The 25,009-nt window shown below is 63.1% G+C and carries 30 protein-coding genes and 1 riboswitch; of the genes, 17 read left to right on the top strand and 13 right to left on the bottom strand.

Annotation, left to right across the window (positions count from 1 at the left end):
* Positions 1–17 precede the first annotated feature (17 nt).
* Positions 18–389 (bottom strand): Rieske (2Fe-2S) protein, encoded by a 372-nt coding sequence (locus tag VJR90_01385; protein ID HKV96130.1) that lies wholly within the window; start codon positions 387–389, stop codon positions 18–20.
* 75 nt (positions 390–464) lie between these two features.
* Between VJR90_01385 and VJR90_01380 the strand changes: the two genes are divergently transcribed.
* On the top strand, positions 465–878 hold the full coding sequence (locus tag VJR90_01380) for a nuclear transport factor 2 family protein (protein HKV96129.1): 414 nt from the start codon (positions 465–467) through the stop codon (positions 876–878).
* 13 nt (positions 879–891) lie between these two features.
* Here the strand turns inward: VJR90_01380 and VJR90_01375 are convergent, their stop codons facing one another.
* A complete protein-coding gene (locus tag VJR90_01375; GenBank protein ID HKV96128.1) occupies positions 892–2,139 on the bottom strand; it encodes an MFS transporter in 1,248 nt (415 codons plus the stop codon).
* Positions 2,140–2,180: 41 nt separating this feature from the next.
* Positions 2,181–2,954, bottom strand: coding sequence for an exodeoxyribonuclease III (locus VJR90_01370; protein ID HKV96127.1), 774 nt, complete (start codon positions 2,952–2,954; stop codon positions 2,181–2,183).
* A gap of 66 nt (positions 2,955–3,020) precedes the next feature.
* Between VJR90_01370 and pyrE the strand changes: the two genes are divergently transcribed.
* Positions 3,021–3,662, top strand: coding sequence for an orotate phosphoribosyltransferase (pyrE, locus tag VJR90_01365; GenBank protein HKV96126.1), 642 nt, complete (start codon positions 3,021–3,023; stop codon positions 3,660–3,662).
* A 66-nt stretch (positions 3,663–3,728) separates the two neighbouring features.
* Positions 3,729–4,367 carry a DUF4124 domain-containing protein gene (locus VJR90_01360; GenBank protein ID HKV96125.1) on the top strand — a complete coding sequence of 213 codons (639 nt, stop codon included), beginning with the start codon at positions 3,729–3,731 and terminating at the stop codon, positions 4,365–4,367.
* A gap of 86 nt (positions 4,368–4,453) precedes the next feature.
* On the opposite strand, the gene dut is transcribed toward VJR90_01360, so the two are convergent.
* Complete coding sequence (dut, locus tag VJR90_01355; GenBank protein ID HKV96124.1) at positions 4,454–4,906, bottom strand: dUTP diphosphatase; 453 nt, start codon at positions 4,904–4,906, stop codon at positions 4,454–4,456.
* A 33-nt stretch (positions 4,907–4,939) separates the two neighbouring features.
* Complete coding sequence (gene coaBC, locus VJR90_01350) at positions 4,940–6,130, bottom strand: bifunctional phosphopantothenoylcysteine decarboxylase/phosphopantothenate--cysteine ligase CoaBC (protein ID HKV96123.1); 1,191 nt, start codon at positions 6,128–6,130, stop codon at positions 4,940–4,942.
* A 77-nt stretch (positions 6,131–6,207) separates the two neighbouring features.
* On the opposite strand from coaBC, the gene VJR90_01345 reads away from it, so the two are divergent.
* Positions 6,208–7,614 carry a 2OG-Fe(II) oxygenase gene (locus VJR90_01345; GenBank protein HKV96122.1) on the top strand — a complete coding sequence of 469 codons (1,407 nt, stop codon included), beginning with the start codon at positions 6,208–6,210 and terminating at the stop codon, positions 7,612–7,614.
* Between the two features lie 113 nt (positions 7,615–7,727).
* Here the strand turns inward: VJR90_01345 and tyrS are convergent, their stop codons facing one another.
* On the bottom strand, positions 7,728–8,930 hold the full coding sequence (gene tyrS / locus VJR90_01340) for a tyrosine--tRNA ligase (GenBank protein HKV96121.1): 1,203 nt from the start codon (positions 8,928–8,930) through the stop codon (positions 7,728–7,730).
* Between the two features lie 143 nt (positions 8,931–9,073).
* Here tyrS and VJR90_01335 point away from each other — a divergent pair, with 143 nt between their 5' ends.
* Positions 9,074–10,504: a peptidoglycan DD-metalloendopeptidase family protein gene (locus VJR90_01335; GenBank protein ID HKV96120.1), complete on the top strand. Its 1,431-nt coding sequence runs from the start codon at positions 9,074–9,076 to the stop codon at positions 10,502–10,504.
* A 17-nt stretch (positions 10,505–10,521) separates the two neighbouring features.
* On the top strand, positions 10,522–11,631 hold the full coding sequence (locus VJR90_01330) for an anhydro-N-acetylmuramic acid kinase (protein ID HKV96119.1): 1,110 nt from the start codon (positions 10,522–10,524) through the stop codon (positions 11,629–11,631).
* A gap of 50 nt (positions 11,632–11,681) precedes the next feature.
* Here VJR90_01330 and erpA read toward each other — a convergent pair whose 3' ends face one another.
* Genes erpA through VJR90_01315 form a run of 3 tightly spaced genes read right to left on the bottom strand, consistent with a single transcriptional unit; the run spans position 11,682 to position 13,214 of the window.
* Complete coding sequence (gene erpA / locus VJR90_01325) at positions 11,682–12,029, bottom strand: iron-sulfur cluster insertion protein ErpA (GenBank protein HKV96118.1); 348 nt, start codon at positions 12,027–12,029, stop codon at positions 11,682–11,684.
* Positions 12,030–12,063: 34 nt separating this feature from the next.
* Positions 12,064–12,504 carry a polymer-forming cytoskeletal protein gene (locus VJR90_01320; GenBank protein ID HKV96117.1) on the bottom strand — a complete coding sequence of 147 codons (441 nt, stop codon included), beginning with the start codon at positions 12,502–12,504 and terminating at the stop codon, positions 12,064–12,066.
* Between the two features lie 11 nt (positions 12,505–12,515).
* On the bottom strand, positions 12,516–13,214 hold the full coding sequence (locus VJR90_01315) for a DUF6776 family protein (protein HKV96116.1): 699 nt from the start codon (positions 13,212–13,214) through the stop codon (positions 12,516–12,518).
* Between the two features lie 198 nt (positions 13,215–13,412).
* On the opposite strand from VJR90_01315, the gene hemJ reads away from it, so the two are divergent.
* Positions 13,413–13,826 (top strand): protoporphyrinogen oxidase HemJ, encoded by a 414-nt coding sequence (gene hemJ / locus VJR90_01310; protein ID HKV96115.1) that lies wholly within the window; start codon positions 13,413–13,415, stop codon positions 13,824–13,826.
* A gap of 50 nt (positions 13,827–13,876) precedes the next feature.
* On the opposite strand, the gene bfr is transcribed toward hemJ, so the two are convergent.
* On the bottom strand, positions 13,877–14,341 hold the full coding sequence (gene bfr, locus VJR90_01305; protein ID HKV96114.1) for a bacterioferritin: 465 nt from the start codon (positions 14,339–14,341) through the stop codon (positions 13,877–13,879).
* A 118-nt stretch (positions 14,342–14,459) separates the two neighbouring features.
* Positions 14,460–14,681 carry a (2Fe-2S)-binding protein gene (locus VJR90_01300; protein HKV96113.1) on the bottom strand — a complete coding sequence of 74 codons (222 nt, stop codon included), beginning with the start codon at positions 14,679–14,681 and terminating at the stop codon, positions 14,460–14,462.
* Positions 14,682–14,825: 144 nt separating this feature from the next.
* Between VJR90_01300 and VJR90_01295 the strand changes: the two genes are divergently transcribed.
* The 4 genes from VJR90_01295 to VJR90_01280 all read left to right on the top strand — a co-directional run bounded on the left by VJR90_01295 (position 14,826) and on the right by VJR90_01280 (position 17,442).
* A complete protein-coding gene (locus VJR90_01295; GenBank protein ID HKV96112.1) occupies positions 14,826–15,185 on the top strand; it encodes a cupredoxin domain-containing protein in 360 nt (119 codons plus the stop codon).
* Between the two features lie 21 nt (positions 15,186–15,206).
* Positions 15,207–16,073: an FTR1 family protein gene (locus tag VJR90_01290; protein HKV96111.1), complete on the top strand. Its 867-nt coding sequence runs from the start codon at positions 15,207–15,209 to the stop codon at positions 16,071–16,073.
* Between the two features lie 81 nt (positions 16,074–16,154).
* Positions 16,155–16,880, top strand: coding sequence for a hypothetical protein (locus VJR90_01285; protein ID HKV96110.1), 726 nt, complete (start codon positions 16,155–16,157; stop codon positions 16,878–16,880).
* Between the two features lie 61 nt (positions 16,881–16,941).
* A complete protein-coding gene (locus VJR90_01280) occupies positions 16,942–17,442 on the top strand; it encodes a GNAT family N-acetyltransferase (protein ID HKV96109.1) in 501 nt (166 codons plus the stop codon).
* Between the two features lie 10 nt (positions 17,443–17,452).
* Here VJR90_01280 and VJR90_01275 read toward each other — a convergent pair whose 3' ends face one another.
* Positions 17,453–17,929, bottom strand: a complete 477-nt coding sequence (locus tag VJR90_01275) for an RNA pyrophosphohydrolase (GenBank protein ID HKV96108.1) — start codon at positions 17,927–17,929, stop codon at positions 17,453–17,455.
* Positions 17,930–18,069: 140 nt separating this feature from the next.
* Here VJR90_01275 and VJR90_01270 point away from each other — a divergent pair, with 140 nt between their 5' ends.
* The 4 genes from VJR90_01270 (at position 18,070) to VJR90_01255 (ending at position 21,203) form a co-directional block, all read left to right on the top strand.
* The gene (locus VJR90_01270) at positions 18,070–18,747 is read left to right on the top strand and encodes an HAD family hydrolase (protein HKV96107.1); all 678 of its coding nucleotides are present in this window, start codon (positions 18,070–18,072) and stop codon (positions 18,745–18,747) included.
* Between the two features lie 2 nt (positions 18,748–18,749).
* Entirely contained in the window at positions 18,750–19,736 is a 987-nt protein-coding gene (locus tag VJR90_01265) for an iron ABC transporter permease (protein HKV96106.1), read from the top strand.
* The gene (locus tag VJR90_01260; GenBank protein ID HKV96105.1) at positions 19,733–20,503 is read left to right on the top strand and encodes an ABC transporter ATP-binding protein; all 771 of its coding nucleotides are present in this window, start codon (positions 19,733–19,735) and stop codon (positions 20,501–20,503) included. The genes VJR90_01265 and VJR90_01260 overlap by 4 nt, the downstream gene beginning before the upstream one ends.
* A 109-nt stretch (positions 20,504–20,612) precedes the next feature.
* Complete coding sequence (locus VJR90_01255; protein HKV96104.1) at positions 20,613–21,203, top strand: hypothetical protein; 591 nt, start codon at positions 20,613–20,615, stop codon at positions 21,201–21,203.
* Between the two features lie 102 nt (positions 21,204–21,305).
* Here the strand turns inward: VJR90_01255 and VJR90_01250 are convergent, their stop codons facing one another.
* Positions 21,306–22,088, bottom strand: coding sequence for a PhzF family phenazine biosynthesis protein (locus VJR90_01250; protein ID HKV96103.1), 783 nt, complete (start codon positions 22,086–22,088; stop codon positions 21,306–21,308).
* Between the two features lie 73 nt (positions 22,089–22,161).
* A riboswitch (cobalamin riboswitch) is annotated at positions 22,162–22,365 on the top strand.
* Between the two features lie 101 nt (positions 22,366–22,466).
* Between VJR90_01250 and VJR90_01245 the strand changes: the two genes are divergently transcribed.
* Positions 22,467–24,329, top strand: coding sequence for a TonB-dependent receptor (locus tag VJR90_01245; GenBank protein ID HKV96102.1), 1,863 nt, complete (start codon positions 22,467–22,469; stop codon positions 24,327–24,329).
* Between the two features lie 256 nt (positions 24,330–24,585).
* Positions 24,586–24,984, top strand: a complete 399-nt coding sequence (locus VJR90_01240) for a hypothetical protein (protein HKV96101.1) — start codon at positions 24,586–24,588, stop codon at positions 24,982–24,984.
* Positions 24,985–25,009 lie beyond the last annotated feature (25 nt).

Genomic DNA, 25,009 nt, shown 5'->3' with positions numbered 1-25,009 from the left:
CTGGGCGCGTGTAGACTTCAGGCTTCTGGATTTTCCGCCGCACCTTCGAAATACGCCACCAGCATTCCATCTTCTATTTTCACCGGCACAGCCTGCAATGCACGGCCCACGCACGGGCCGGCCACGCACACTCCGCTCTCCGGGCTGAACAGCGCACCGTGCGCCGCGCACATGATCAGGGTTTTGTCCCGGGTGAGAAATGCATCCGCTTTCCAGTTGAGCATGTTGCCGGCGTGCGGACACACATTGCGGTAGGCGCACACGGCGTCGCCGTGACGCACCACGAAACACTCGTCGGGAAAGCGCGCACCGGGCGGCGAAAAACCGCGCGCGCCGGGCGCAGGCAATTCGCGAAGCGGGCAGATCACCCGGCGCAGGGCTTTGGGCATGGGCAGTTCAACGTACGGCTTGGCAAGTCTGCGGGATTTCTTTTATCTTCACGGCGTTCTCAACGGCGGTGCACCATGTTTGCCACACCTGACGAAGCCGAGCACGCATTCTACACGGCCTTTGCCGACGGCAATCTCGAAGCCATGATGGCCGTATGGCTGGATAACGAATCGGTGGTATGCGTGCATCCGCTGAGCGTCAAGCTCTCCGGCCTGCAGGCCGTGCGCCAGGGCTGGGCGGACCTGTTCCGCAGCGGCAGCGGCCTGCGCTTCCGGCTGGCGGAAATCACCCGCACCCAGGATGCGCTGCTCGCGGTGCACGTGCTGCACGAAATCATCAGCGTGCCGGGCGAGCCCGGGGAGCGCCCGCCGATGACCGCCACCAACGTCTATCAGCTCACGCGCGAGGGCTGGCGCATGATCCTGCATCACGCCGCGCCGGTGGCGGTGCAGGGCGCGCCGGAACCGCCCCGGAATCGCCTGCACTGAAGCACTCGGACCACTAAGCGGCGGCGGGTGTGTGGCGGAATTCCACCTCGGCGATGCGGCGCCGCAAGGCGATCAGCAGCACCAGTCCCGGTATTCCGAGCAGCGCACTCACCACGAACACCGCGCTCCAGCCCCAGTGCTGCGCCACGTAACCAGCGGGCGGGCCCAGGATCACCCGCGACACTGAATCCAGCGCCGACAGCAGGGCAAACTGGAAGGCGGTGTAGCGGTGGTCGCAGAGCGCCATGAGATAGGCGATGAACGCCGCGGTGCCCATGCCCCAGGCGAGATTTTCCACGCCCACGGCCACCACCAGACCGACGTAGTTGTGGCCGATGAGCGCGAGCGCGAGGAAGGCAAATATGGACACCACCTGCAGCACGCCGAAATAAAGCATGGCGCGGAACAGCCGCAGCCGCGTCATGAGCACGCCGCCCAGAAACACCCCGACGATGGTGGCCGCGAGGCCAAAGCCCTTATTGACCACGCCCACGTCGGTGGCGGTGAAATGCAGCCCCTCGATGAGGAAGGCATTGGTCAACAGGCCTGAAAACCAGTTGCCAAACTTGTAAAGCACCACGAGCAACAGCAGCCACAGCATGCCGCGGCGCGCCACGAATTCGAGAATCGGCGTCACCACCGCCTCGGCGAGCGTGCGCGGCGGTGCGGCCGGATGCTCCGCCTCGGGGCCGAGGATCGAGGGAATGATCGCGAGCACCATCAGCAGCGCCATCAGCAGATAGCTGTCGCGCCAGCCGATGCGGTCGGAAAGTATGAGCACGATCGCGCCCGCGACGATCATCGCCAGCCGGTAACCGCCGGCCTGCACCGCGGCGCCCAGGCCGCGCTCGGCGGGCCGCAGAATGTCCGTGAAGTAGGCGTTGTACACGATGTCCTGCGAGGCGGAAGCGAACGCCAGCGCGAACGCGAGGATGCCCATGCGCCAGACGTGCATCGCGGGATTGGTGAACGCCATGGCCACCAGCAACGCCGCGAGCGCAAGTTGCGCGAGCAGAATCCAGCCGCGGCGCCGGCCGAGGAACGGCGGCACGTAGCGATCCATGAACGGTGCCCACAGGAACTTGAGCGAGTACGGCAGGCCCACGAGCGAGAAGATACCGATGGTTTCGACGTCCACGTGCAGCGTCGCCATCCAGGCCTGCAGCGTCGAACCGGACAGCGCGAGCGGCAGCCCCGAGGAAAACCCGAGCACCAGCGTGATGCCGACGCGCCGGTTCCAGGCGGCGCGCGCCATCGTCATCCACGCCTCCGGTAACCAGGCACGCGCCTTCGCGGGAGCGTTCACAGTTTTCCGGCGTAATCCAGAATCAGCGGGGCGTGATCGGAAAAGCGCTGTGCGGTATAGATGCGCGCTTTTTGCACCGCGCGTTTCAGTCCTGGCGTAATCACCTGGTAATCAATGCGCCAGCCGACGTTCTTCGCCCACGCCCGGCCGCGGTTCGACCACCAGGTGTACTGTCCGGGGCGGGGATCCACGATGCGGAACGCGTCCACGAAGCCCGCCGCGCTGAACAGCTCGTCCATCCATGCGCGTTCGTGCGGCAGAAAGCCGGAATTCTTCTGGTTGCTGCGCCAGTTCTTGAGATCGATTTCCCGATGGGCGATGTTCCAGTCGCCGCACAGGATGTATTCGCGGTTCTTGCGGCGCAGCGATTTGAGGTAGGGCATGAAGATCTTAAGGAAGCGGTTCTTGGACGCCTGGCGCTTGGGACCCGACGAACCCGACGGCAGGTACAGCGACACCACGGAAATTTTTCCGAAGCGCGCCTCGAGATAGCGGCCCTCGGCATCGAACTCCCGGGCCCCGATACCCATGATTACCTCATCCGGCTCGCGGCGCATGAACAGCGCGGTGCCGGCGTAGCCTTTTTTTTGCGCGTCGAAATAGAAACAATGGTGATGCTCGGGCCGGAATGCCGGATCGGTGAGCTGGCTGGCCTGCGCCTTGGTTTCCTGCAGGCACACGACATCGGCACGCTGTTTCGGCAGCCACTCGAACAGGCCTTTGCGCGCCGCGGAGCGCACACCGTTGACGTTGAGCGTAATGATGCGCATGCCGCAAGGCCTCGCACGCAAGGAGCGTGTATCATACCCGGCGTTTTGCGTCCGCCGGAACCGGGCATGCGGAATTATCAGCACGAATTTCTCGACTTCGCCCTGGAGCGCGGAGTGCTGCGCTTCGGAGAATTCACCCTCAAATCCGGGCGCCCCAGCCCCTACTTCTTCAACACCGGCCTGTTCAATTCCGGCGCGGCACTCGCCGCGCTGGGACGCTTCTACGCAAACTGCATTGTGGACTCCGGTATTGAGTTCGACATGCTGTTTGGACCGGCGTACAAGGGCATCCCGCTGGTCGCGGTCACGGCCGCAGCGCTCGCCGAACACCACGGCCGTGACCTGCCGTGGTGCTTCAACCGCAAGGAGACCAAGGATCACGGCGAAGGCGGCCAGCTGATCGGCGCGCCGCTCAGCGGCCGCGTACTGATCGTGGACGACGTGATCACCGCCGGCACCGCGGTGCGCGAAGCGCTCGGCCTGATTCGCGCCGCGGGCGCGTCGGCCGTGGGTCTGGTGATCGCGTTCGACCGCCAGGAACGTGGCCAGGGTGAAACGTCCGCGATTGCCGAACTGCGCGCAACCGAACACCTGGAGGTGGCCGCGATCGCACGGCTTGAGGATCTGGTGGCCTGGCTCAAAAACCGCCCCGAGCAGGCCGGCGTGCTCGCGGCGCTGCGCGCCTACCGTCAACGTTTCGGTGCCTGAAACGCTGTGTCCGGGAGGCGCGTTATACTGAGGCCGGTGTACACAGTGTTGATTGACGGTTAAACCATGAAAACCCGCGTCCTTGCGCTCATCCTGGCAGCCGCGCTGGCGACCGTGTTCGCTGGCGGTGCATTTGCCCAGGACAAGAGCCCCAGGCTCTACAAATGGGTGGACAAGAACGGCATCGTGCATTACGGCAGCAGCGTGCCGCCGGAGTATGCCAACCAGACGCTTGAAGTACTCAACAGCGAAGGCCTGACGGTGAAAACCATCCAGGCCCACAAGCCTGCGGAAGCGCCGCAGGACAAGGCCGCGGCTGCGGCCAAGGCGCAACAGGAACAGGCGCAGCAGGCCACCGACCAGATGCTGCTCGACACCTACACTTCGGTGGCCGACATCAAAGAGGACCGCGACACGCGTCTCAAGGCGCTGGACGCGCAAATAGACATCACCAACGCCGCCATCAGCGGCCTGCAGGGCAATCTCGCCTCTTATCAAAAACGCGAGCAGGAACTTGAGCGCCAGCACCGCCCCATACCGGCGGAGCTCAAAGACAACCTGCTCAGCACCCAGCAACAGCTGGAGGCCGATCAAAAATTGCTGGTGCAGCAGCAACAACAGAAACCGGCGCTGCAGGCGCAGTATGACGCCTACATCAAACGCTTCCAGGAGTTGACCGCCAACTCGAACAGCGGCGACCGCTGACCGCCGTTATCTTTTGGGGGCGACGGTCGGCGGCGCGATTTCCAGACCGGGAAACATTTGCGACGGAAATTGCCGCTCCTGCAATTTCAATTCCGGCCCGAATGGCCAAAACCGCCGGCGCCGCGCTCGCTGCGCTCGAAATCCGCCACTACTTCGAAATTCGCCTGGGTTACCGGCACGATGATCATCTGCGCAATGCGTTCGCCGGGCTGCACGTTGAAGGCTTCGCGTCCGCGGTTCCAGCAGGAAATCAACACCTCGCCCTGATAATCGGAATCGATCAGGCCCACCAGATTGCCAAGCACGATGCCATGCTTGTGGCCGAGGCCGGAACGCGGCAACAGCATGGCGGCGTAACCGGGATCGGCGATGTGTATCGCGATGCCACTGGGGATGAGCGCGCTGTCGCCGGGCGCGAGGGTCAGGGACTGCTTGAGACAGGCACGCAGATCCAGGCCGGCGGATCCGGGCGTGGCGTAATGCGGCAGGGGAAATTCAGCACCGATGCGCGCATCGAGAATCTTCACCTTCACGCGCATGCAGTGCCCCGCAAGTTTTGACCGGCCAAGGTTTCAGCGGCGCCGGGCATAATGCTCGGCAATCAGCTGCACCAGCTTGCGCGCCAGCTCGAGTTTCGGTCCGCGGCCAAGTTCGGCGGCGCCCTGCGGCCAATAGACGCTGAGCGTGTTGTCCTCGGCATCGAAGCCGCGGCCGCCGCCCACCCAGTTGGCCACGATCAAATCCAGATTTTTCTTCTGCAGCTTGGCGCGCGCATTGACTTCCAGATCCTTGGTTTCCGCCGCAAACCCGACCGTGAAGGGCCGCGACTTGCGTGCGGCGACTTCGGCAAGAATGTCCGGCGTGCGGGCGAGTTTCAGTTGCAGTGCCGCGCTGCGCTTTTTTATCTTCTGCGGTGCCGCACGCGCGGGCGCATAGTCGCTGACCGCGGCGGCGCCGATGAAGATGTCCGCGGCGGCAACTTCCGCCATGACCGCGCGCTGCATCTCGGCGGCGGTTTCCACAACCACGCGGCGCACGTCGCGCGGCGTTGGCAGATGGGTCGGGCCGCTCACCAGCGTGAGCCGGGCGCCGGCTTCGGCCGCGGCACGCGCCACTGCGTAGCCCATCTTGCCGGAGCTGCGATTGCTCACGTAACGCACCGGATCCAGCGGCTCGCGCGTGGGTCCGGCGGTCACCAGCACGCGCACGCCATCGAGACGCAACGGCTGGTCGCTGAGCGCAGCGACGATCTCCGCCGGTTCCAGCATGCGCCCCACGCCGGCTTCACCTTCCGCCAGTTCGCCCTCCGCCGGTCCGAGCACGCGTACCTCACGCGCGCGCAGGCGCTGCAGGTTGTCCTGGGTCGCGGCGTTTTCCCACATCACCCAGTTCATCGCAGGCGCGACCGCCAGCGGTGCCTGCGTGGCCAGACATAGAGTAGTGAGCAGGTCGTCGGCATTCCCGTGCGCAAAGCGCGCGAGAAAGCCTGCGGTGGCCGGCGCCACCAGCACCAGCTGCGCCCAGCGCGCGAGTTCAATGTGGCCCATGCCGAATTCGGCCGCGGTGTCCCAGAGTTCGGTGCGCACCGGCCGGCCCGAGACTGCCTGAAAAGTCAGCGGCGTGATGAAGCGCTGTGCACCCGCGGTCATCACCACCTGCACTTCGGCACCGGCTTCGCGCAGCCGACGCACCAAATCGGCACATTTGTAGGCGGCAATGCCGCCGGTGACGCCGAGCACGATGTGTCTTCCGCTCAAGCCCATGTGTACACCCGCCAACGAGGGCGTACAGCTTAACCCGGCACACCCAGTTGACCAAGCCGCTTTGTTACACTGCTGCCATGCCTACGCCACAAGAGTGGTTCGCGCGCGGCCAGGCACTGCTGACGGCCAACGCGCATGACACAGCGGAATTCGCCGCGGGATTGGCGTCGCTGAAAAAATCCGCCGCGGCGGATTACATGGAAGCACAGCTCGCTCTGGGTCATGTGTACGCACAATTCCACGTGCTGCCAGACGCGGCCGCGGAATGCGCACGCTGGTATCGGCAGGCAGCGGAGCGCGGCCACCCCGTGGCTCAGGATCGCCTGGCCGACCTTTACATGCTCGGACGCGGCGTGCCGCGCGACGACGCGCAGGCTTTGCATTGGTACGCACGCACCGCCGCGCAGGCCTACCCGCACGCACTGTGCAATCTCGCCTACATGCAGGACGAGGGCCTAGGCGCCCCACCCGATGCACGCGCCGCGGCTGAAAACTATTTGCGCGCCGTGGCGCTCGCCGACCCGCACGGCCTGTTCAATTTCGGCCTGCGCTGCGCCGCGGCCGCAGACGCAGCACTCTGGCCGGCAGCCCACGCCTGCCTGGCACTCGCCGCCTTCGCGCAATACCCGCTGGCCGCCGAGGAATTTGCGCTACACGACGCGCGCCTGGACGCGGCGACTCACGAACGCGCTGCACTGCTCGCCGACCAACTGCGTTTGCGATTGCGCACTTTTCAGCAGCGCTTCGAATTCGACAAAAGACTCTGCGCTGCTCCGCCGGCCTTGTTGCAATTTGCGTTGGACAATCTTGCCACGCTCGGCGACCCCACATTTACTCTGGCAGGTGCAGCCAAATTATCCGGTGCCCATGCGTACCGGCCGCAAGCGCCCGACACAATCAACGCCGCACCGCGGATCTTTACCGTGGACCAGTTCGTAAGTGTCGGTGAATGCGCGCACCTCATGGCGCAGGCTCAGGCACGTTTTGTGCCCGCGCGCGAGGCCACACTCGAACGCCTGTCGGGCGAACAGACCGCATTCAGCGGCGATGCCGCGGTGTTCTACATTCCCGACTGTGACGCCGTGGTACGCAACATCGAACGGCGCATCGCAGCAGCCTTTGATTTGCCCGCCACGCATGTCGAGCCCCTTTCGGTGCTGCGCTATCGGCTCCAGGACAGCTACGCGCCGCACACCGATTACTTCGATGCCGCGCGCCTGGAGAACAACCGCCGCCACGGCGATCACTCCGGCCAGCGCATCGCGTCGTTCCTCGTGTATCTGCGCGCCCCGGAACAGGGCGGCGAAACCCATTACCTGAAAATAGACAAGAAAATATCCGGCCGGCCGCGCATGGCGCTGTGCCATTTCAATCTCACCTCCGGCGGCGCACCGGACGCCATGACCCTGCACACCGGCGAACCGGTGCGCAAAGGGGAAAAATGGCTGGCGCGCACCACCTTGCGCGAAAAATCTTTTATCTAAGGGCGCGATCAATTCACATCGGCATCCGCGCAAGCAGGTCTCCAGCCGATGAATGCTCCCGGACTCCACCCGCGTCGAACGTAGGAAATGCAGCTCGCCAGAGCTGCGCTGATTTACTTGAGCTTAAGATGCACGCGTGCGAATTTGCGCTTGCCCACCTGTAGTACGTAACTCCTGCCGGCGGCAAGTTTCAGGCTGCGATCGGAGACTTTCTCGCCATCCGCGCGCACGCCGCCTTGCTCCAAAAGGCGATTGGCTTCAGAGTTGCTCGCGGTGAGTGCACAGCGGGTCAGCAGGGCGGCAATGCCGATGCTGCCGTCCACGCTGATTTCGTGCTCCGGCATATCGTCCGGCAGAGCGCCCTGCTGGAAGCGCGCCACGAATTCCGTGTGCGCGGCCTGCGCGGCCGCAGGACTGTGGAAGCGCGTGACGATTTCCTCGGCGAGCCGGAACTTGATGTCGCGCGGATTGGTGCCGTCGGCAATCTCGCGTTTGAACTTCTCAATCTCCTTGACGGGCCGAAAGCTCAACAGCTCGAAATAACGCCACATCAGAACATCGGAAATGGACATGAGCTTGCCGAACATCTCGCCGGGCGGCTCATTGATGCCCACATAGTTGCCGAGCGACTTGGACATCTTCTGCACGCCATCCAGACCTTCGAGGATCGGCATGGTCAGCACGATCTGCGGCGGCTGGCCGTACTGCTCCTGCAACTGCCGGCCCACCAACAGATTGAATTTCTGATCGGTACCGCCGAGTTCCACATCCGCCTGCAGCGCCACCGAGTCATAAGCCTGCACCAGCGGATACAGGAACTCATGGATGGCGATGGGCTGACCGGAATCAAAGCGCTTCTTGAAATCATCGCGCTCCAGCATGCGCGCCACGGTGTGGTGGGCCGCGAGCTTCACCATGCCGGCCGAGCCGAGTGCGTTGAGCCAGCGCGAGTTGAATTCCACGCGCGTTTTGCCGGCATCCAGGATCTTGTAGATCTGCTCTTTGTAGGTGGCGGCGTTGGCCGCGATTTCCTGCGCACTCAGCGGCTTGCGGGTGATGTTCTTGCCGCTCGGGTCGCCGATCATGCCGGTGAAATCGCCAATGACGAAGATCACTTCGTGCCCGAAAGCCTGGAACTGGCGGAGCTTGTGGATGAGTACGGTGTGGCCGAGGTGCAGGTCCGGTGCGGTGGGATCGAAACCGGCCTTGACGCGCAGTGGGCGGTGGATTTTCAGGCGCTCGGCCAGCTCGGATTCCCGCAGGATTTCGTCGGCGCCGCGGCGCAGCTCTGCCAGGATTTCAGGGGGGGCCAGCATGCGGGGGCTCCGGAAAACGCCCGTGGAAGCTCAAGAATACGCGAGATTGTCCCAATATCCCCATGATTTGATGCAGTTTTAGGGTTGACCTGAGGAGACCAACCCGCTAGTGTTACGGGGTTTTCGTTTTAGGGATGGGAGCCATGAGCGCGACTGGCAGCCAGCTCAGGGTGGATTATAAGCCAAGCGGCGAGGGCTACATTCAAAGCGCCCCGGGTTGGCGCGTGCGCCGCCGTTTCTGGCTGCTGCTGGCCGCCGCTGTGGTGGGTGGCGGCGTATTTGAGTTTTTCAGCCTGTCCGCGCCCAATCCCAGTCCAGGCGACGTCTCCGTATCCGTGGCTTCCAACGCTGCACCGGCCGCACCTGCAACCAGTGCCCCACCAACATCCTCGGCTCAGATCGCGGCGAGCGCTGCGCCCCCGCCGCTGCCGCCGGGCGCGGAAAGTTCGAAACTCACCGTCCGCCGCGGCGACACCCTGGGGCACCTGTTTGTCCGAAACGGTCTGAGCCGCGCGGACCTGGCCTCGATCATGCACCTGGGAGGCGCGGTTATGCGCCTCAGGTCCATCCACAGTGGGGAAATCATCAACGTGGTGCATGACGCCCGCGGGCACGTGCTTGGCCTGAGCATGCAGCTGGACGACGCGCACCGGCTGCAGGTGCAGCAAGCCCAGGACGGCTATCAGGCGCAGGTGGTGGACATTCCCACGGACATCAGCGTCGCGTTCGCGCACGGTGTCATCGAGAATTCGCTGTTCGACGCGGCCAGCCGTGCGGGCCTTTCCGATCAGGTGACCATGCAACTGGTGCACCTGTTCGGCTGGGACATAGACTTCCACCACGATATCCGCAGCGGCGATGCCTTCAGCATCCTGTATCAGAAGATTCACCGCGAAGGCCAGCCGGTCACCGACGGCCCGATTCTGGCGGCGGAATTCACCACCGCAGGCAAGACTTACCGCATCGTACGTTTCACCGCGCCCGACGGCGACAGCGGTTACTACACGCCCGATGGGCGCAGCGTGCGCAAGGCCCTGCTGCGTGCGCCGGTGGCTTTCACGCGCATCAGTTCCGGATTCAGCCTGCATCGCATGAACCCGGTGCTGCACTTCATCCGCCCGCACTACGGCGTGGACTACGCCGCACCCATGGGCACGCCGATCGTGGCCGCGGGTGACGGTCGCATCGTGTTCCGCGGGCGCAAGGAAGGCTTTGGCCGTTGCATCATCATCAACAATGGCGGCGGTTACACCACGCTGTATGCGCACATGTCACGCTTCCGCAACGGCCAGCACGTCGGCAGCCGCGTGAAACAGGACCAGGTCATCGGCTATGTGGGTGAAAGCGGCGAAGCCACCGGTCCGCATCTGCATTACCAGATCATGGTGGACGGCGTGCCGCGCAATCCGCGCACGGTGCAATTGCCGAGCGCCGCGCCGGTTGCGGCCAAATACCGTCCGGAATTCACCCGCGATCTGGACGTGCTGCTGGCGCAGCTGAGCAGCAGCAGCGAGACCCGCATCGCCACCACCGCTGCCGGCAGCAACACGGCCAAGGTCGCCACCGCCCATTAAATCCGGATTCAACCCGTTTGGCGCTTGAGTATTTCATCGGACTGATATCCGGCACCAGCAGCGACGGCGTGGATGCCGCGCTCATGGAATTCCTTCCCGCCCCGCGACTGTTTGCCAGTCATTTTCTTGCTTATCCGGACATGCTGCGCGCCGAATTGCTGGAATTCGCCGCCGGCCGTTATCAGGGGGACGCCATCGACCAGCTTGGCCGAATGGACCACGAACTGGGCGAGCTCTTTGCCCAGACCGCCCTCGGTCTGTTGAAGCAAACCGGATTGTCGGCCACGGCGATCCGCGCCATCGGCAGTCATGGGCAGACGGTGCGACATCATCCCGACAGTGCCGAGCCCTTTTCGCTGCAAATTGCCGACCCCAACATCATTGCCGCGCGCACCGGCGTCACCACAGTCGCGGATTTCCGCCGCCGCGATCTGGCATTGGGCGGTGAAGGCGCACCACTGGTGCCGGCGTTTCACCGGGCGGTATTCGCAGACGGCGGCGAGACCCGCGCGGTGGTCAACATCGGCGGCATCGCCAACCTTACGCTGCTGCCGGCCAGAGACGGCACAGTCAGCGGCTTCGACACCGGCCCCGGCAACCTGTTCATGGATCTGTGGAGCCGCGAGCATTTGCATGCGCCGCACGACAAGGGCGGTGCGTTCGCCGCCGGCGGCAAAGTCAGCACGGCATTGCTGGCGGATCTACTGGGTGACGTCTATTTCCGCCGCGCACCACCCAAGAGCACTGGGCGTGAGTATTTCAACCGTGCTTGGCTGCAGCCCAAATTGGCGCGCCACCAGCTGCCGGCTGCAGATGTCATGGCCACGCTGTGTGAATTGACGGCGCGTAGCGTGGCCGATGCGGTCATCGGCTGCACACCGCGGGTCGCACACGTATTGCTCTGCGGCGGCGGTACCCACAATCGCACGCTGGTCAAACGCCTGGGCACCCTGCTGCCGGACTGCAAACTCGGCACCACCGCCGATTGCGGCGTACCGCCCAACTGGGTGGAAGCGGCCGCGTTTGCCTGGCTGGCACGCGAGACCCTCGCGGGTCGGCCGGGCAATCTGCCCGCGGTCACCGGTGCGCGCGCACTCGCGGTACTGGGCGGCATTTATCCGGCATGAATGAAAACGGGCGCCAGTGCGCCCGCTGTTCTTGACCGAGCGGGTCGGCGTCAGGCGCTGAACGAAGAACCGCAGCCGCAAGTGCTGGTGGCGTTGGGATTGCGGATCACGAACTGTGCGCCTTCCAGCCCTTCGCTGTAGTCAATCTCGGCGCCGGCCAGATACTGGTAACTCATCGGGTCCACCAGTAGCATTACCCCTTCGTTGCTGATCTGGGTGTCGCCTTCTTCGACGTTCTCGTCGAAGGTGAAGCCGTACTGGAATCCCGAGCAGCCGCCGCCGCTTACGAACACGCGCAGCTTGAGCGCCTGATTGCCTTCCTCCTCAATGAGCTGCTTCACCTTGCGCGCGGCGGCGCTGGTGAATATCAACGGCGAATTCGCGATTTCGGCAACCATAAATGGACTCGCAAGGCACGCCGCCAATTATAGCTCAGCCTTCTCCCAGAACCCCGCGGCCGGATGGCGCGACCGGCTGCTCGGATTTCTGATGGCTGAGTGCCAGCACCGGCCCGGCCGGCTTGTGCACCATTTTGCCGTCCACGGTAGCGCCCACCGCCATCTCGATCAGGTTATAGTGTACGTCGCCAGTGATGCGCGCCTCGGCGCCGAGCACCAGGCGTTGCGAGGCATACACATTGCCTTCCACCGCTCCATTGATGGTGATATGCGCCACGCGGATCTCGCCTTTGATGACACCGTGTTGGCTGATACTCAGCGCGGATTCCGGGCTCTCGCCGGAAGAAACATTGCCGTGGATACTGCCGTCCACGTGCAGTCCGCCGCTGAAAGTCAGGTTGCCGCTGATTTCGGTATTGCGCCCCACCAGCGTATCGATACGCACCGCGGGACGCGGATTTTTGCCGCTAAACATGTTGACACCTCCTAGCCACTGACGCTCTGCCATTCAAAATTCTGCTGCACCGGTCCGTGGCCACTCTCCATCACTGTCACCTGCACACGCCCCGGCACAAAGCCGCCGGGAAGAATCGCGTCCCCCTCGAGGTTCTGGAAATACTGAAACGCGAAATTCAGCGCCGGCTTGTCGTTAGGCGCCAGATTGCGCGCGTCGAGTATTACCGGCTTACCCTGCTGCGCGCCAAAGATCTTGATATCCACGTTGCCGGAAACCCGGAGTTCTTTGGTACGCACCTGCACCAGCACCAGATGATAGTGATACAGCTGCGGACCACCGCCGCTGGTGAACTTGAGACTCTGTACGCGAATGCCCTCTTCGCCGCTCGCCGGCGAGACAATGCCTTTGTAAAACGTCAACTGTTCCTGCAGATTGAGCAGCTTGTTCTGCTCAGCCTCCAGGCTCTGTTGCACCTGCTGGTGCGCCGCCTTATCCACCTCGCGCTCGCGCTGCATGGCCACAAGCTGTTCCTGCAAATTCGCATTCTTCTGCTGCAACTCTGCGTAGCGCGATTGCAGGGATATCGCAGCCAAGCGGTCAAAGCCTGCGCGTTGTTCGCCATAAATATAGGCCAGCACAATCAGCACTGCTGCTGTAGCCAGGGCCAGACCCCACACCAGCCAGTAACGTTGCGGATGATGATGCCTGACTACGAGCTGCTTCTGCATTTGCGAAAGCTATAGTACCCGCTGCGTGGCGCACAAACTACCCGGCGCACACCGGTTTTTCTCCAACGATGCTAGAATTTGACCATAAGCAACACCGACCTGCGAACCGCGGGGATGCAGCACATCAATGTGGCTCGCCGTGTATCGGGAAATACGTCACGCTCGTCGCGCATATCTGTCAATGCAGGAAACTGACTGATGCTCTGGGTCCTGGCCTTTCACATTATCTTCATGGTCACATGGTTCGCCGGATTGTTTTACCTGCCGCGGCTGTTTGTGTACCACTGTGAGGCAAGCGACGAACCGGGTGTGAAACGCTTCGCGACCATGGAGCGGCGCCTTTACATCATCACCAGCATCGGCGCCGCCGGCACCATCGTGTTCGGCTTGTGGCTGTTGTTCGGTTGGTGGTTGCCGGTGCCGGGCTGGCTGCAGGCAAAACTCGCGTTGGTGGTACTGCTGATCCTGTACCACATTTATTGCCGCAAGCTGATCGCGGATTTCCGCCACGGCCGCAATCGCCACGGTGCGCGCTTCTTCCGCTGGTTCAACGAAATCCCCGCGTTGTTTCTACTCGCCATCGTTATTCTGGCAGTCGTCAAACCCTTCTGAAACACCACAGCCCGCATTCGCGGGCCGTGGTTGAAAGCAGTCGGTCGCACTCAGATTTTCTGCTGCGTGTAATTCTCCACACCCACGCGTACGATCAAATCCAACTGAGTTTCCAGCCAGTCAATGTGATCTTCCTCGCTTTGCAGGATACTTTCGAACAGCTCGCGCGAAATGTAATCGTTTTTGCTCTCACAGTGGGCAATGGCTTCGCGCAATAAGGGCGCCGCTTCCATTTCCAGGCGCAGGTCGCATTCCAGGATTTCCTTGACGTGCTCGCCAACGTAAAGCTTGCCGAGATCCTGCAGGTTGGGCAGGCCTTCGAGGAACAGGACGCGCGCGATCAGCCGGTCTGCGTGCTTCATCTCGTCCAGTGACTCCTGGCGTTCATGTTCGCCAAGCTCCTTGAGACCCCAGTTCTGGTACATGCGCGCGTGCAGAAAATACTGGTTGATCGCGGTCAGCTCGTTCTTGAGCGCGCGGTTGAGGTACTGGATGACCTTGGTGTCGCCTTGCATGTTGACCTCAGGAAATGCGATGCGCCGCCGCCAGCATAGGCAGGCGCAAGCGCCAAATCAAAAAGCTGTCGTCTTCGTCGGGCAAAATAAGGAATTCGCGGCGACTGTGACCTGCGCGTCAGCGCGCCGCCGGTAACGATCCCGCTAATTGGCCGGAGACCCGAGTCGCGGCAATTTCCTGCAGTCGTTTGCTCAGTGCCTCGTCCACCTGTTCGGCGCAGCAACCGCATTCGCCCGCAACCGCCAGCCGGGAGCGCAAATCAGCCACGGTCACGGCCCCCTCATCTACGGCTCGACGGATCTGACTCTCGGTCACTGCAGTACAGACACAGATAATCATGGGGATTCCACGTTCACGGTGCAGACAATCATAAACGTAAATGAGAATGATTGACAATACCAAATGCCCTGGCCTATATTTATCCGCACAAATGCGAATGACTCGCATTTGTCTACGGGTCGCGACCGACCTCAAGGAGATGCTATGCACCGACACCTCATCGTCCTAGCCCTGCTCGCCGTGCTGCCGTTGGCCGTCGCTTATGCCGAGCCTCCGACCGTTCAGCTGGTGATCAAGGACCGGGTATTCACCGTGCAGGAGCTGACGCTGCCGGCCGATACCAAGGTCAAGCTGGTGGTTCAGAACCAGGACAGCATCCCGGCGGAGTTCGAGAGCTACGACTTGTCACGTGAGGTGGTGGTGCCGGGCCACAGTTCGATCGTGGTGTACATCGCGCCGCTCGCGCCGGGCCGCTACAACTTCTTCAACGACTTCAACCACGCCGCCCAAGGCTGGGTAGTCGTGAACGCACCTGGCCAGATCAAAACCGGCGGCCAGGAATAGCCTGCTCACAAGGGCCCACCCATGCTTGCCACTGCCGTCATCGTTTTTCGCGAGGTGCTGGAAGCGGCGTTAGTAATCGCCATCGTGCTGGGTGCGAGCCGTGGTGTCGCAGGCCGTGGCCGCTGGGTGCTGGGCGGCATTGTCCTGGGCGCACTCGGCGCCGGCCTCGTGGCGCTGTTCGCCGATGCCATCGCCCAGTCTTTTACTGGTAACGGCCAGTCATTGCTGAACGCGGTGATCCTGCTGCTCGCCGTGCTGATGCTTGGCTGGCACAACGTGTGGATGAGCGGTCACGGGCACAAGCTCGCCGGCGAGATCAAGGAAGTCGGCGCCGCGGTGCAGGCTGGCAAGAAAACCCTGGCCGCGCTGCTGGTGGTCTGTTTCACCGCGGTGATGCGCGAAGGCTCGGAAGTGGTGCTGTTTCTGTGGGCCATCGCCGCAAGCGGCGGCCGTGAATTCGGCATGACCGTGGGCGGCTTTGCGGGCCTTGGTGTCGGCATTGCGGTGGGTGCGCTGCTTTACCGCAGCCTGTTGTTCATCCCTATCCGCTATTTTTTCACGGTCACCGGCTGGCTGCTGTTGCTGCTTACCGCCGGACTCGCGGCGCAGGCTGCGGGTTTCCTCAACCAGGCAGGCCTGCTGCCGGCATTGGGCACCAGCCTGTGGAACACCTCGCATATCCTGAGCCAACAGAGCCTGTTCGGCGAATTGCTGCACATTCTGGTGGGCTACATCGCCCGGCCCTCGGGAATCGAATTGCTGTTTTATGCGGTCACCTTGGTGACGATCTTCACGCTCATGCGCCTGGTGCGGTGGCGTGCGGCCCGTCCGCGCGCACTGGTGCGCAGCAACGAAGCGCGCGCCGAGGCCCAGCCGAGCAATTCCTGAATCAGCAGCGTTTATGAACGTCATGGGGCGCGCCTCAGCGATGCGCTTGTGCCCAGAAATTGAGTGTCGAAGGAGAACAACGTGCGTATTTTTCTGTCCGGACTGTCGCTGGTCGCTCTCGCCTGCGTTTGTGTGAGCCCATCGGCGCAGGCCGACGATTACATCGTCTATTCGCCCTACGTGGTGCCGGGCCAGTCGGAAATCGAGTTACGCGGCCACAGCTTCCACGACAGCGACCCTGCGCTCAGCGGCGAATATCAGTATCTGTTTTCCTTTGCCCATGCCTTCACCGACTGGTGGAAACCGGAAGTGTATTTCGCCGAATACCAGCGCAGCCCCGGCGCGGGACAATATCTGAAAGCGCGGGAATTCGAGAACACCTTCCAGCTCACGCCCGCCGGGGAATACTGGGCGGATGTGGGGTTTCTGGCTTCCTACAAATACAAGACCCAGGCTGGCCAGCCCAATGAACTGGAATTCGGCCCGCTGTTCGAGAAACGTTCCGGCCGTTACACACACCGGCTGAACCTCATCTGGGAAAAGGAAATCGGCGGCAGCGCGGCACGCAGCTATGGATTCCGCGGCGCCTACAGCCTGAGCTACCAGTGGCGCCAATGGCTCGCGCCCGGCGTCGAGATTTATGCGCTGCCGCATGACAACGCCTACCAGCTCGGTCCGGTGTTTTACGGCGAACTCACCTCCGCGCGCGGCAACGAATTCGAATACAGCGCCGGGCTGCTGGCCGGCATCAACCGTCGGGCGCCGGATCTGACTTTGGTCCTGCGCCTCGAATATGAGTTTTTCTGACGCCGGTTAGAGCGTAAGCTGGCCCTGCAGTCGAATACTGCCGCCTCCGAGGCTCACGTGCATGACGGATAACAGGCATTTCCATATCCGTGGCGCGCGGCCTGCTGACGCTCCCCTGATACTGAATTTCATCCGCGAACTCGCGAGTTACGAAAAACTCGCCCACGAAGTCAGCGCCACGCAAGGCGACATCCAGAACAACCTGTTCGGCGCGCGTCCCAAAGTCGAGTGCGTTATCGCGGAACACGATGGCACGCCCATCGGCTTCGCGCTGTACTTCCACAATTTCTCGACCTTCCTGGGGAAGCCCGGCCTGTACCTCGAAGACCTGTACGTGCAGCCGGCCTTCCGCGGCCAAGGCTACGGCCGCAAGCTGCTGAGTCACCTGGCAAAGCTCGCGCTGGACCGTGGCTGCGGGCGTTTCGAATGGGCGGTGCTGGATTGGAACGCACCGGCCATCGGTTTCTACAAAAAGCTGGGGGCCAACATCATGACTGACTGGCGCATCAACCGCCTGAGTGGCAGCGCGCTGGATAAACTCGCCTCCGAAGCATCGGACTGAGAAACAAGCTTCACGCCGGCGAAAGCAGCCGTTCCAGTTCGGCAAGCGCCTGCCGGTAAACCTGGCGCTTGAAGAAGATCACCTCTTCGACCGGCTGCCAGTAATCCACCCAGCGCCAGGCGTCGAACTCCGGCATGTCGCTGGCATCCAGGCGTACGGCCGACTCCGCGCCAACCAAACGCAGCAGAAACCAGATTTGCTTCTGCCCGATGCACAATGGCTGACTGTCGTGGCGCTGATAGCGCAGCGGCAGGCGGTAACGCAGCCATTCGCTGGTGCTGCCCAGCACCTCCACGTGTTCCGGCCGCAAACCGATCTCCTCGGCGAGTTCACGGAACAATGCCTGCTCGGGGCTCTCATGCTCCTGGATGCCGCCTTGCGGAAACTGCCAGCCGGCCTGACCCACGCGTCGCGCCCAGAACAACCGGCCTGTGCCATCCGACAAAATAATGCCAACGTTGGCACGGAAACCATCCGTGTCAATCACGCCCCCGGCAAAGCCCGCAGCGTGCACGCTCATGCCTCCAATTCTCCACAAATGCTTGCGTAGTGGCAAACTGCTGCAGTTGTACCGAACCGGGGATTTCTTTAACCTGCCCGCCCCGCCCGCATGCGCGGAATTTCGCCATGAAGCTCGCACTGTTCGACCTGGACCACACGCTGCTCGACGGCGACAGCGACGACCTGTGGTTTCAGTTCCTCGCGCAGCACGGTGCGGTGGATGGCGTGCACGACAGTGCCGTGCGCGCGCAATTCATCGCCGATTACCACGCCGGCCGCCTGAATGTGCCGGCGTTCTATGCATTCGTGCTGCGGCCGCTGGCGCAACACGATCTGCCCACGCTGCTTGCCTGGCGCGGACAATTCCTGGCTGAATGCGTGCGTCCGCGCATCAGCGCCACGGCGCACGCGCTCGTCGCCGGCCACCGCAATTCCGGGCACGTGCTCGCCATCATCACCGCCACCAACCGCTTCGTGGCCGAGCCCATCGCCGCGGAACTGGAAGTACCCAACCTGCTGGCCACCACGCCGGAATACGACGGCCAACGCTTCACCGGACGGGTCTCCGGAATACCCTGCTTCCGCGAAGGCAAACTGCTACACCTTGACGCCTGGCTGCAGCGCGAAAACCTGGTGCCCACCGAGACTTGGTGTTATTCCGATTCCCACAATGACCTGCCACTGCTGGAAAGCGCGAGTCACCCGGTAGCCGTCAATCCCGACTCTGAACTTGAGCAGCGCGCTGCGCAACGTCACTGGCCGGTCATGCGCATCCGCGGCAACGCGCCGCCGGCGACCGGCTGAGCATGCAAACGCGCGTGCGTCCTGCGCTTCTGCTCGGCAGCCTGGCCGTGTTCACGCTCATTGCATTCTGCGTGGCCCTGACCGTGGGCAGCGTGCCGCTGCCGCTGGGCCGCGTGGTGCACGCTCTCGGCGGTGGCGGCGATGCGCTCACGCGCACGCTGGTGTTGGAGCTGCGGCTGCCGCGTGCGGTAACGGCGTTCGCGGTGGGCGGGCTGCTGGCGCTCGCGGGCGCGCTCATGCAGGTGCTGTTGCGCAATCCTTTGGCCGATCCCTACATCCTCGGTGTGTCGGGCGGCGCCGCCGTGGGCGCGCTGCTATCGCTGCTGTTCGGGCTCGCGGGTTACTGGGTGAGCGGCAGCGCGTTTCTCGGCGCACTGATCTCCATGTTGATCGTATTTGTCCTGGCGCACGGCCGCGGCGGCTGGACGCCGACGCGCCTGTTGCTTACCGGCATCGTGGTGGCTTTCGGCTGGGGCGCAGCCATCAGTCTGTTGTTGGTGCTGTCCGACAACGCCAGCCTGCGCGGCATGCTGTTCTGGCTCATGGGCGACCTCTCCTATCGCAGCGGCGGCTGGCTGGCACTCATCGTGCTGATCGTCGGCCTGGTCGTATGCCTGCCGTTCGCACGCCATCTCAACGTTCTTGCCCGCGGTGAAACGCTCGCCGAAGCACTGGGCGTGGCGGTGCGGCCGTTCAGCATCGCCATATATATCGTGGCCTCGCTGTTTACCGCGGTGGCGGTAACCGAAGCGGGAGCCATCGGCTTCGTGGGGCTGGTAATCCCGCACCTGCTGCGGCTGGTTTCCGGCAGTGACCACCGCACGCTGCTGCCGGGCGCCGTGCTCGCCGGGGGCAGTCTGCTGATGCTGGCCGACACGCTGGCGCGCACCGTGATCGCGCCCGAACAGCTGCCGGTGGGCGTGGTAACCGCGGCCATCGGCGTGCCCGTGTTCCTGTATCTGCTCAACCGCGCACGCGGACCGCTGTGAACACGCCGTTGCTGGAAGCGCGTGCGCTCACGGTGACCATCGCCGGCAAATGCGTATGCCGCAATCTGGATCTGCACATCGCGGCCGGCGACTGCCTGGCAGTGCTCGGCCCGAACGGCGTCGGCAAGACCACGCTGCTGCACACACTTGCCGGACTGCGCGCGCCCGCGCAAGGCGAGATCCTGCTGGATGGCAGGACGATCCAAAGTCTTTCGCGACGGCGCATCGCGCAGCGGCTGGGATTGCTCATGCAGCAGCCGGAAGACAGCCTGCCGGCGAGCGTGCTGGAGATCGCGCTCATCGGCCGGCATCCGCACATTGATTTCTGGCGTTGGGAGTCGCACGCCGATGTGAATCTCGCACGCCGCGCACTCAAGCTGGTGGGACTGGAAGGTCTCGAACAACGCGTTCAAAGCCAGCTCTCCGGCGGCGAGCGCCGGCGCCTCGACATTGCCACCGTCCTGACCCAGGATTCACCCACGCTGCTGCTCGACGAGCCCGCGCATCAACTCGATCTGCACTATCAACTGGCGTTGCTCGCGCACTTCCGGCATCTGGCCCGCGACCAGAGACACGGAGTCATCATGAGCCTGCACGACGTAAACCTTGCGGCGCGCTTCTGCACCCAGGTGCTGTTGCTGCATGGGGAGGGCGAGACCGTGCTTGCACCCGTGACCAGCCTCAACGCCGAAATTCTCAGCCGTCTCTATCACATTCCGGTCACGGCCTTGCACGCGCCCGGCGGCACCGTGTTCATGCCGGGTTAGGCGCACCTGACGCGCGCCGCGGGATGGGTTATCCTTGGCACGCCTAGTGTGAACAGGCACCGTTTGACCCACACATTTATTCCCCAAGTACCGCACAAGAGGCAGGACTATGACTAAGTTGAGCCGTATTGCCAGAATGATTGCCGTCGGCACCACCGGCGCCTTGCTCATTGGCGCCCTCGCCGCCTGCTCCGGCGGAAACGGTCGTGCCGCCAAGAAAGTTTTGATGGCCTGCCAGGCGCTGCCCGACACGGCCGCCGGCCAGATCATGAGCGGGAAGCTTGTCGGCTTGCAGCTGTCCGGCTCGGGCTCGCCGGTACACATTTGCCAGTATGTCAACGACAACAACGAAACCGCCGTGTTGCTGCAGATCTTCGCCTTCAAGGGCAAGGATGCCGCCACCGATCTCGCCGAGGACGCAGCCACCCAGAAAGGGCTGTTCAAGAACAACATCGTGCCCGCCAAGATCAATCCGGCTACCGGCTTCGGCCCGGGTGCGTTCTATCTCGACAACACCATCAGCCCGACGGCCCGCTCGGTGCAGCTGCATTTCATATCGGGCCCCAACAAGTTCATGGTGCAGATCAACAATCCCAAGGATTTCGCCACCGGTGAGCAACAGGCCGCGGCGCTGGCACAAAAAGCCCTGGAGAACATCCAGAACGGCAGCGCCTACCAGCCGGTGACCACCAACGGCTGAGGCTGCGGCTGATGGACTCCAAGTCCTGATTCCTAAAGCCCCGCGCATGCGGGGCTTGTTTACGGCGATTCCACCGTTCCGCAGCCGTGATTCATACCCGCATCAGAGATCAATAAAGCCTTCCAGGTACTGGACCGCCCTGCCCGCCATCCACACACGTGCGCCGTGCGCTTCGCAGAACAGTTCCCCGCCGCGCGGCGACAACTGGCGCGCGTGTAATTTGTTTTTGCCGAGTCGCGCCGCCCAATAGGGCACCAGCACGCAGTGGGCCGAGCCGGTCACCGGGTCTTCGGGCACGCCGAGACGCGGCGCGAAGAAGCGCGACACGAAATCACATTCTGCGCCGGGTGCGGTCACGATTACGCCGTTGTGATCGAGCCGCACAATCGCGGCCATGTCAGGCGACAATCCGCGTACCTCGGCCTCCGAGGCCAGCACCAGCAGGTACTTGATGCGCGAAGCCAGCACTTCCCGCGGTTCAATTCCCAACGCCTGTTGCAAACCGGGCGGCGAATCTACCGGCCGCGGCGGATCAACGGGGAAATCCAGCCGGATCAGCTCGCCGTCCACTTCCACCGCCAGCGGGCCACTGTTCGAAGTAAAGGCAATCCGGCGCAGGCGCGGCTTGAGAATGTGGGAAATCACATAGGCCGAGGCCAGGGTAGCGTGACCGCAGAGGTCCACCTCGGTAGCAGGCGTGAACCAGCGCAGCTGATAACTGTCGGCCTGCCGCACGAAGAACGCGGTTTCGGAAAGGTTATTCTCCGCTGCAATTTTCTGCATGAGTTCGTTCGGCAACCACTCCTCCAGCGGACACACCGCCGCGGGATTGCCGCGGAAGCGCTCACTGGTGAATGCGTCAATCTGATAAATGGGAATCCGCACATTCTTATCCGCTGAAGGACTGCGCACGCATGATAAGTCATGCGCGCACTTGACAGCGCGCGAGAGTGTCCCTACATTGCCTGCGCCTTGAGGCGTCGTCCTTGCGGACGACACTCGGGAAGCCGGTGCGTCACCAGACAATGCCGGCGCTGCCCCCGCAACGGTAGGCGAGCACAAGTCCGTCATGAAGCCACTGCGCGTATAGCGCGCGGGAAGGCGGCGGACCGGGGAAACCCGCTCGCGAGCCCGGAGACCGGCCCCGAGGCAACGGCATCGGCGTTGCGGCGGGCAATGCTCGGGTTCATCCCGACTTTCTCCCCTCCACGCCGGTTTTCACCACGAGTTCGCGTCGCGGGCGTGCGGCGCGGGGAGATTCTCATGCGCTATCTCATTGCAGCAGGCGGTGCGCTTGCGCTGCTTGCCACCTTTCCGGTTCTTGCCCAAGACAACTACAGCACCGCCAGTCTCGGCGCGCCCATCACTGTTACCGCCACGCGCACACCTTTGATTGCAGACCGGGAAGTGGCGCCGGTGATTGTGATAAAGGCGCAGCAAATCCAGCTGTCGGGTGCACAGAGCGTCGCCCAGGTTCTGCAGCAGTACGCCGGTCTCGACATCGCCGCGAACGGCGGACCCGGGCAGCCCACGTCGCTGTTCCTGCGCGGCACCAACAGCAATCAGACGCTGGTCATGATCAACGGCGTCAAGATCAATCCCGCGGACGGCTCCGGCGCGCCGCTCGCCAACATTCATCTCAACGACATTGAGCGCATCGAGATCGTCAAGGGTCCGCGTGCCGCGCTTTACGGTTCGGATGCCATCGGCGGCGTGATCAACATCATCACCCGGCAGGCCGGCGAGGGCACGCATTACGGCGCGCACGCCGGCGCGGGCCGGTACGGGACTTACGACAACGGCGGCCATTTCGATTATGGCCAAGGCGATAGTGCCTTCGGTGTGTCGGCCGACAACTACCACACCGATGGTTTCCCGGCCGTCGCCGGTACGCCCTGGGACAGCGGCAACACCGACCGCAGCTGGAACGCCCATGGGAGCACCGTGCTCGCCGGTGTGGGCTTGAGCCTCAAGCACTGGCAGAGCAGCGGCAATACGCAGTACACGCAATTCGCCTCGACGCCACCTTTTGCCCTGGCGCCGTTCGACGAGAATTACGGCAATCAGGCCACCAGCCTCGATGTGTCCGGTCATTTCCTCCCGGACTGGCGCAGCAATCTCAATCTCAGCCACATGCTGGATGGAATTGATCAACGGCAGGCCGACCCGTTCAACCTCGGACAAGCAAAGGACTTCGTGCATACCCAGCGCAACGTGGTGGACTGGCAGAACGACCTTGCGCTGGGGGAGTTCCAGTTGTTCACCGTCGGCCTGTACTCCGAGGCGCAGCACGCGGCGGCGCTGTCCTTCGGCTCCGGTTTTGACCAGACCGACCACATCAATGCGCTGTATGCCGAAGACGATATTCATGGCGGCAAGCACCGCCTGGTACTCGCCGCACGTGACACCCACGACCAGGCGTTTGGCAATCACCTCACCTGGAACGCGGATTACGGTTATGACCTCACCGCCGCCACGCGCCTCACGGCCGGCGCCGGTACTGGCTTTCGCACACCCAGCGCCAATGAGCGCTTCGGCTTCGGCGGCAATCCCAACCTGGAACCGGAAACTTCGCAAAACCTGGAACTCGGCCTGCGGCAGAAAATCAGCGCCAACCAGACTCTGACGCTGAGCGCCTTTCGCAACAATCTGGACAACCTCATCCAGTTCGTGGTCACACCCAGCAATCTGAACGGCGAGAACCAGAACATCGCCCGCGCCCGGGTACACGGCCTGGAAGCAAGCTACCAGCTTGCGCAGCACAACTGGTCCTGGCGCACCGACCTGATATTCCAGAAACCCGAAAATCCCGACAACGGCACCCTGCTGTTGCGACGCGCCGAGCGTACTCTCAGCACCACGCTCGACTGGCATGAGGATTCCACCAGCTTCGGCGTGCATCTCATCGCCACCGGCCCGCGCAGCGATCTCGATTTCAACACCGCCGCCCCAGTCACGGATGCAGGCTACGTGCTTGCGGGCGTCACTGCGCGTCGCGAACTGAGTCATGGTTTTGTCATCAGCGCCAGCCTCGAAAACCTGCTGGATACGCACTATCAAACCGCTTCCGGCTACAACACCGCCGGCCGCTCGCTATTCGTGCGTTTGGAATACCAGTCGAGATAGCGCTGCTGAGGGCGTGGGAGCGGCGGTCTCCGCCGCGATAAATGTATAAACATTCGCGCTGAGCGTAGCTCGCGTTAGCGAGCAGAGTCGAAGCATTCTTGCCCTTCGACTCCGGCCTCACGGCCTACGCCCTGGGCGAACGGAGATTTTTAGTCGTACCGCGGCGGGGACCGCCGCTCCCACGATTGAAACCGCACCTGCACTACCGGCGCGGCGCTAAAATAAGCGCAGTCCAGTCACTTCAAAGGGGATTGCCATGCAGTACGACGACGCTACCCATCAGATCGCCCAGATTGAACAACAGACGCAGGCGCTGGCTCAGCAGTTTCAGGCTCTTGGCCAGAAGCTCAACAGCCATGCTCCCGACGCGGCCACCGGCAAAGAATGGCTGCTGGACCTCAAGCAGATCGCCCTCAATGTGCAGTCCCAGAACCAGCAGCTCGTCGCCATGGTGAACCAGATGGCCGAGCACATGCACAATCTCGAGCAGCAACTGGACACCCATCCCAACGCCACCATGCAGGCGCGCGGCTGGGGAGCGCAGTACGCGCCGCGCGGCGGCGGCTTCTGGGGCAATGTCGCCAGCGGCTTGGGAATGGGTGCGGGCTTCGGCGTCGCCAACGCACTGATCGGCGGAATTTTCAGCGCACTATGAAATGCGCGGGTATTGCCCGCCACTT

This window comes from Gammaproteobacteria bacterium (genome assembly GCA_035279405.1).
GTDB lineage: Bacteria > Pseudomonadota > Gammaproteobacteria > Natronospirales > REEB76 > REEB76.
The sequence above is the reverse complement of the archived record's forward strand: the minus strand, read 5'-3'. Positions and strand labels throughout refer to the sequence as shown.

Excerpts from the sequence above, each read along its gene's own strand:
- VJR90_01385 (HKV96130.1), bottom strand. The coding sequence starts at position 389 with ATGCCCAAAGCCCTGCGCCGGGTGATCTGCCCGCTTCGCGAATTGCCT.
- VJR90_01380 (HKV96129.1), top strand. The coding sequence starts at position 465 with ATGTTTGCCACACCTGACGAAGCCGAGCACGCATTCTACACGGCCTTT.
- VJR90_01375 (HKV96128.1), bottom strand. The coding sequence starts at position 2,139 with ATGACGATGGCGCGCGCCGCCTGGAACCGGCGCGTCGGCATCACGCTG.
- VJR90_01370 (HKV96127.1), bottom strand. The coding sequence starts at position 2,954 with ATGCGCATCATTACGCTCAACGTCAACGGTGTGCGCTCCGCGGCGCGC.
- pyrE (HKV96126.1), top strand. The coding sequence starts at position 3,021 with ATGCGGAATTATCAGCACGAATTTCTCGACTTCGCCCTGGAGCGCGGA.
- VJR90_01360 (HKV96125.1), top strand. The coding sequence starts at position 3,729 with ATGAAAACCCGCGTCCTTGCGCTCATCCTGGCAGCCGCGCTGGCGACC.
- dut (HKV96124.1), bottom strand. The coding sequence starts at position 4,906 with ATGCGCGTGAAGGTGAAGATTCTCGATGCGCGCATCGGTGCTGAATTT.
- coaBC (HKV96123.1), bottom strand. The coding sequence starts at position 6,130 with ATGGGCTTGAGCGGAAGACACATCGTGCTCGGCGTCACCGGCGGCATT.
- VJR90_01345 (HKV96122.1), top strand. The coding sequence starts at position 6,208 with ATGCCTACGCCACAAGAGTGGTTCGCGCGCGGCCAGGCACTGCTGACG.
- tyrS (HKV96121.1), bottom strand. The coding sequence starts at position 8,930 with ATGCTGGCCCCCCCTGAAATCCTGGCAGAGCTGCGCCGCGGCGCCGAC.
- VJR90_01335 (HKV96120.1), top strand. The coding sequence starts at position 9,074 with ATGAGCGCGACTGGCAGCCAGCTCAGGGTGGATTATAAGCCAAGCGGC.
- erpA (HKV96118.1), bottom strand. The coding sequence starts at position 12,029 with ATGGTTGCCGAAATCGCGAATTCGCCGTTGATATTCACCAGCGCCGCC.
- VJR90_01320 (HKV96117.1), bottom strand. The coding sequence starts at position 12,504 with ATGTTTAGCGGCAAAAATCCGCGTCCCGCGGTGCGTATCGATACGCTG.
- VJR90_01315 (HKV96116.1), bottom strand. The coding sequence starts at position 13,214 with ATGCAGAAGCAGCTCGTAGTCAGGCATCATCATCCGCAACGTTACTGG.
- hemJ (HKV96115.1), top strand. The coding sequence starts at position 13,413 with ATGCTCTGGGTCCTGGCCTTTCACATTATCTTCATGGTCACATGGTTC.
- bfr (HKV96114.1), bottom strand. The coding sequence starts at position 14,341 with ATGCAAGGCGACACCAAGGTCATCCAGTACCTCAACCGCGCGCTCAAG.
- VJR90_01300 (HKV96113.1), bottom strand. The coding sequence starts at position 14,681 with ATGATTATCTGTGTCTGTACTGCAGTGACCGAGAGTCAGATCCGTCGA.
- VJR90_01295 (HKV96112.1), top strand. The coding sequence starts at position 14,826 with ATGCACCGACACCTCATCGTCCTAGCCCTGCTCGCCGTGCTGCCGTTG.
- VJR90_01290 (HKV96111.1), top strand. The coding sequence starts at position 15,207 with ATGCTTGCCACTGCCGTCATCGTTTTTCGCGAGGTGCTGGAAGCGGCG.
- VJR90_01280 (HKV96109.1), top strand. The coding sequence starts at position 16,942 with ATGACGGATAACAGGCATTTCCATATCCGTGGCGCGCGGCCTGCTGAC.
- VJR90_01270 (HKV96107.1), top strand. The coding sequence starts at position 18,070 with ATGAAGCTCGCACTGTTCGACCTGGACCACACGCTGCTCGACGGCGAC.
- VJR90_01265 (HKV96106.1), top strand. The coding sequence starts at position 18,750 with ATGCAAACGCGCGTGCGTCCTGCGCTTCTGCTCGGCAGCCTGGCCGTG.
- VJR90_01255 (HKV96104.1), top strand. The coding sequence starts at position 20,613 with ATGACTAAGTTGAGCCGTATTGCCAGAATGATTGCCGTCGGCACCACC.
- VJR90_01245 (HKV96102.1), top strand. The coding sequence starts at position 22,467 with ATGCGCTATCTCATTGCAGCAGGCGGTGCGCTTGCGCTGCTTGCCACC.
- VJR90_01240 (HKV96101.1), top strand. The coding sequence starts at position 24,586 with ATGCAGTACGACGACGCTACCCATCAGATCGCCCAGATTGAACAACAG.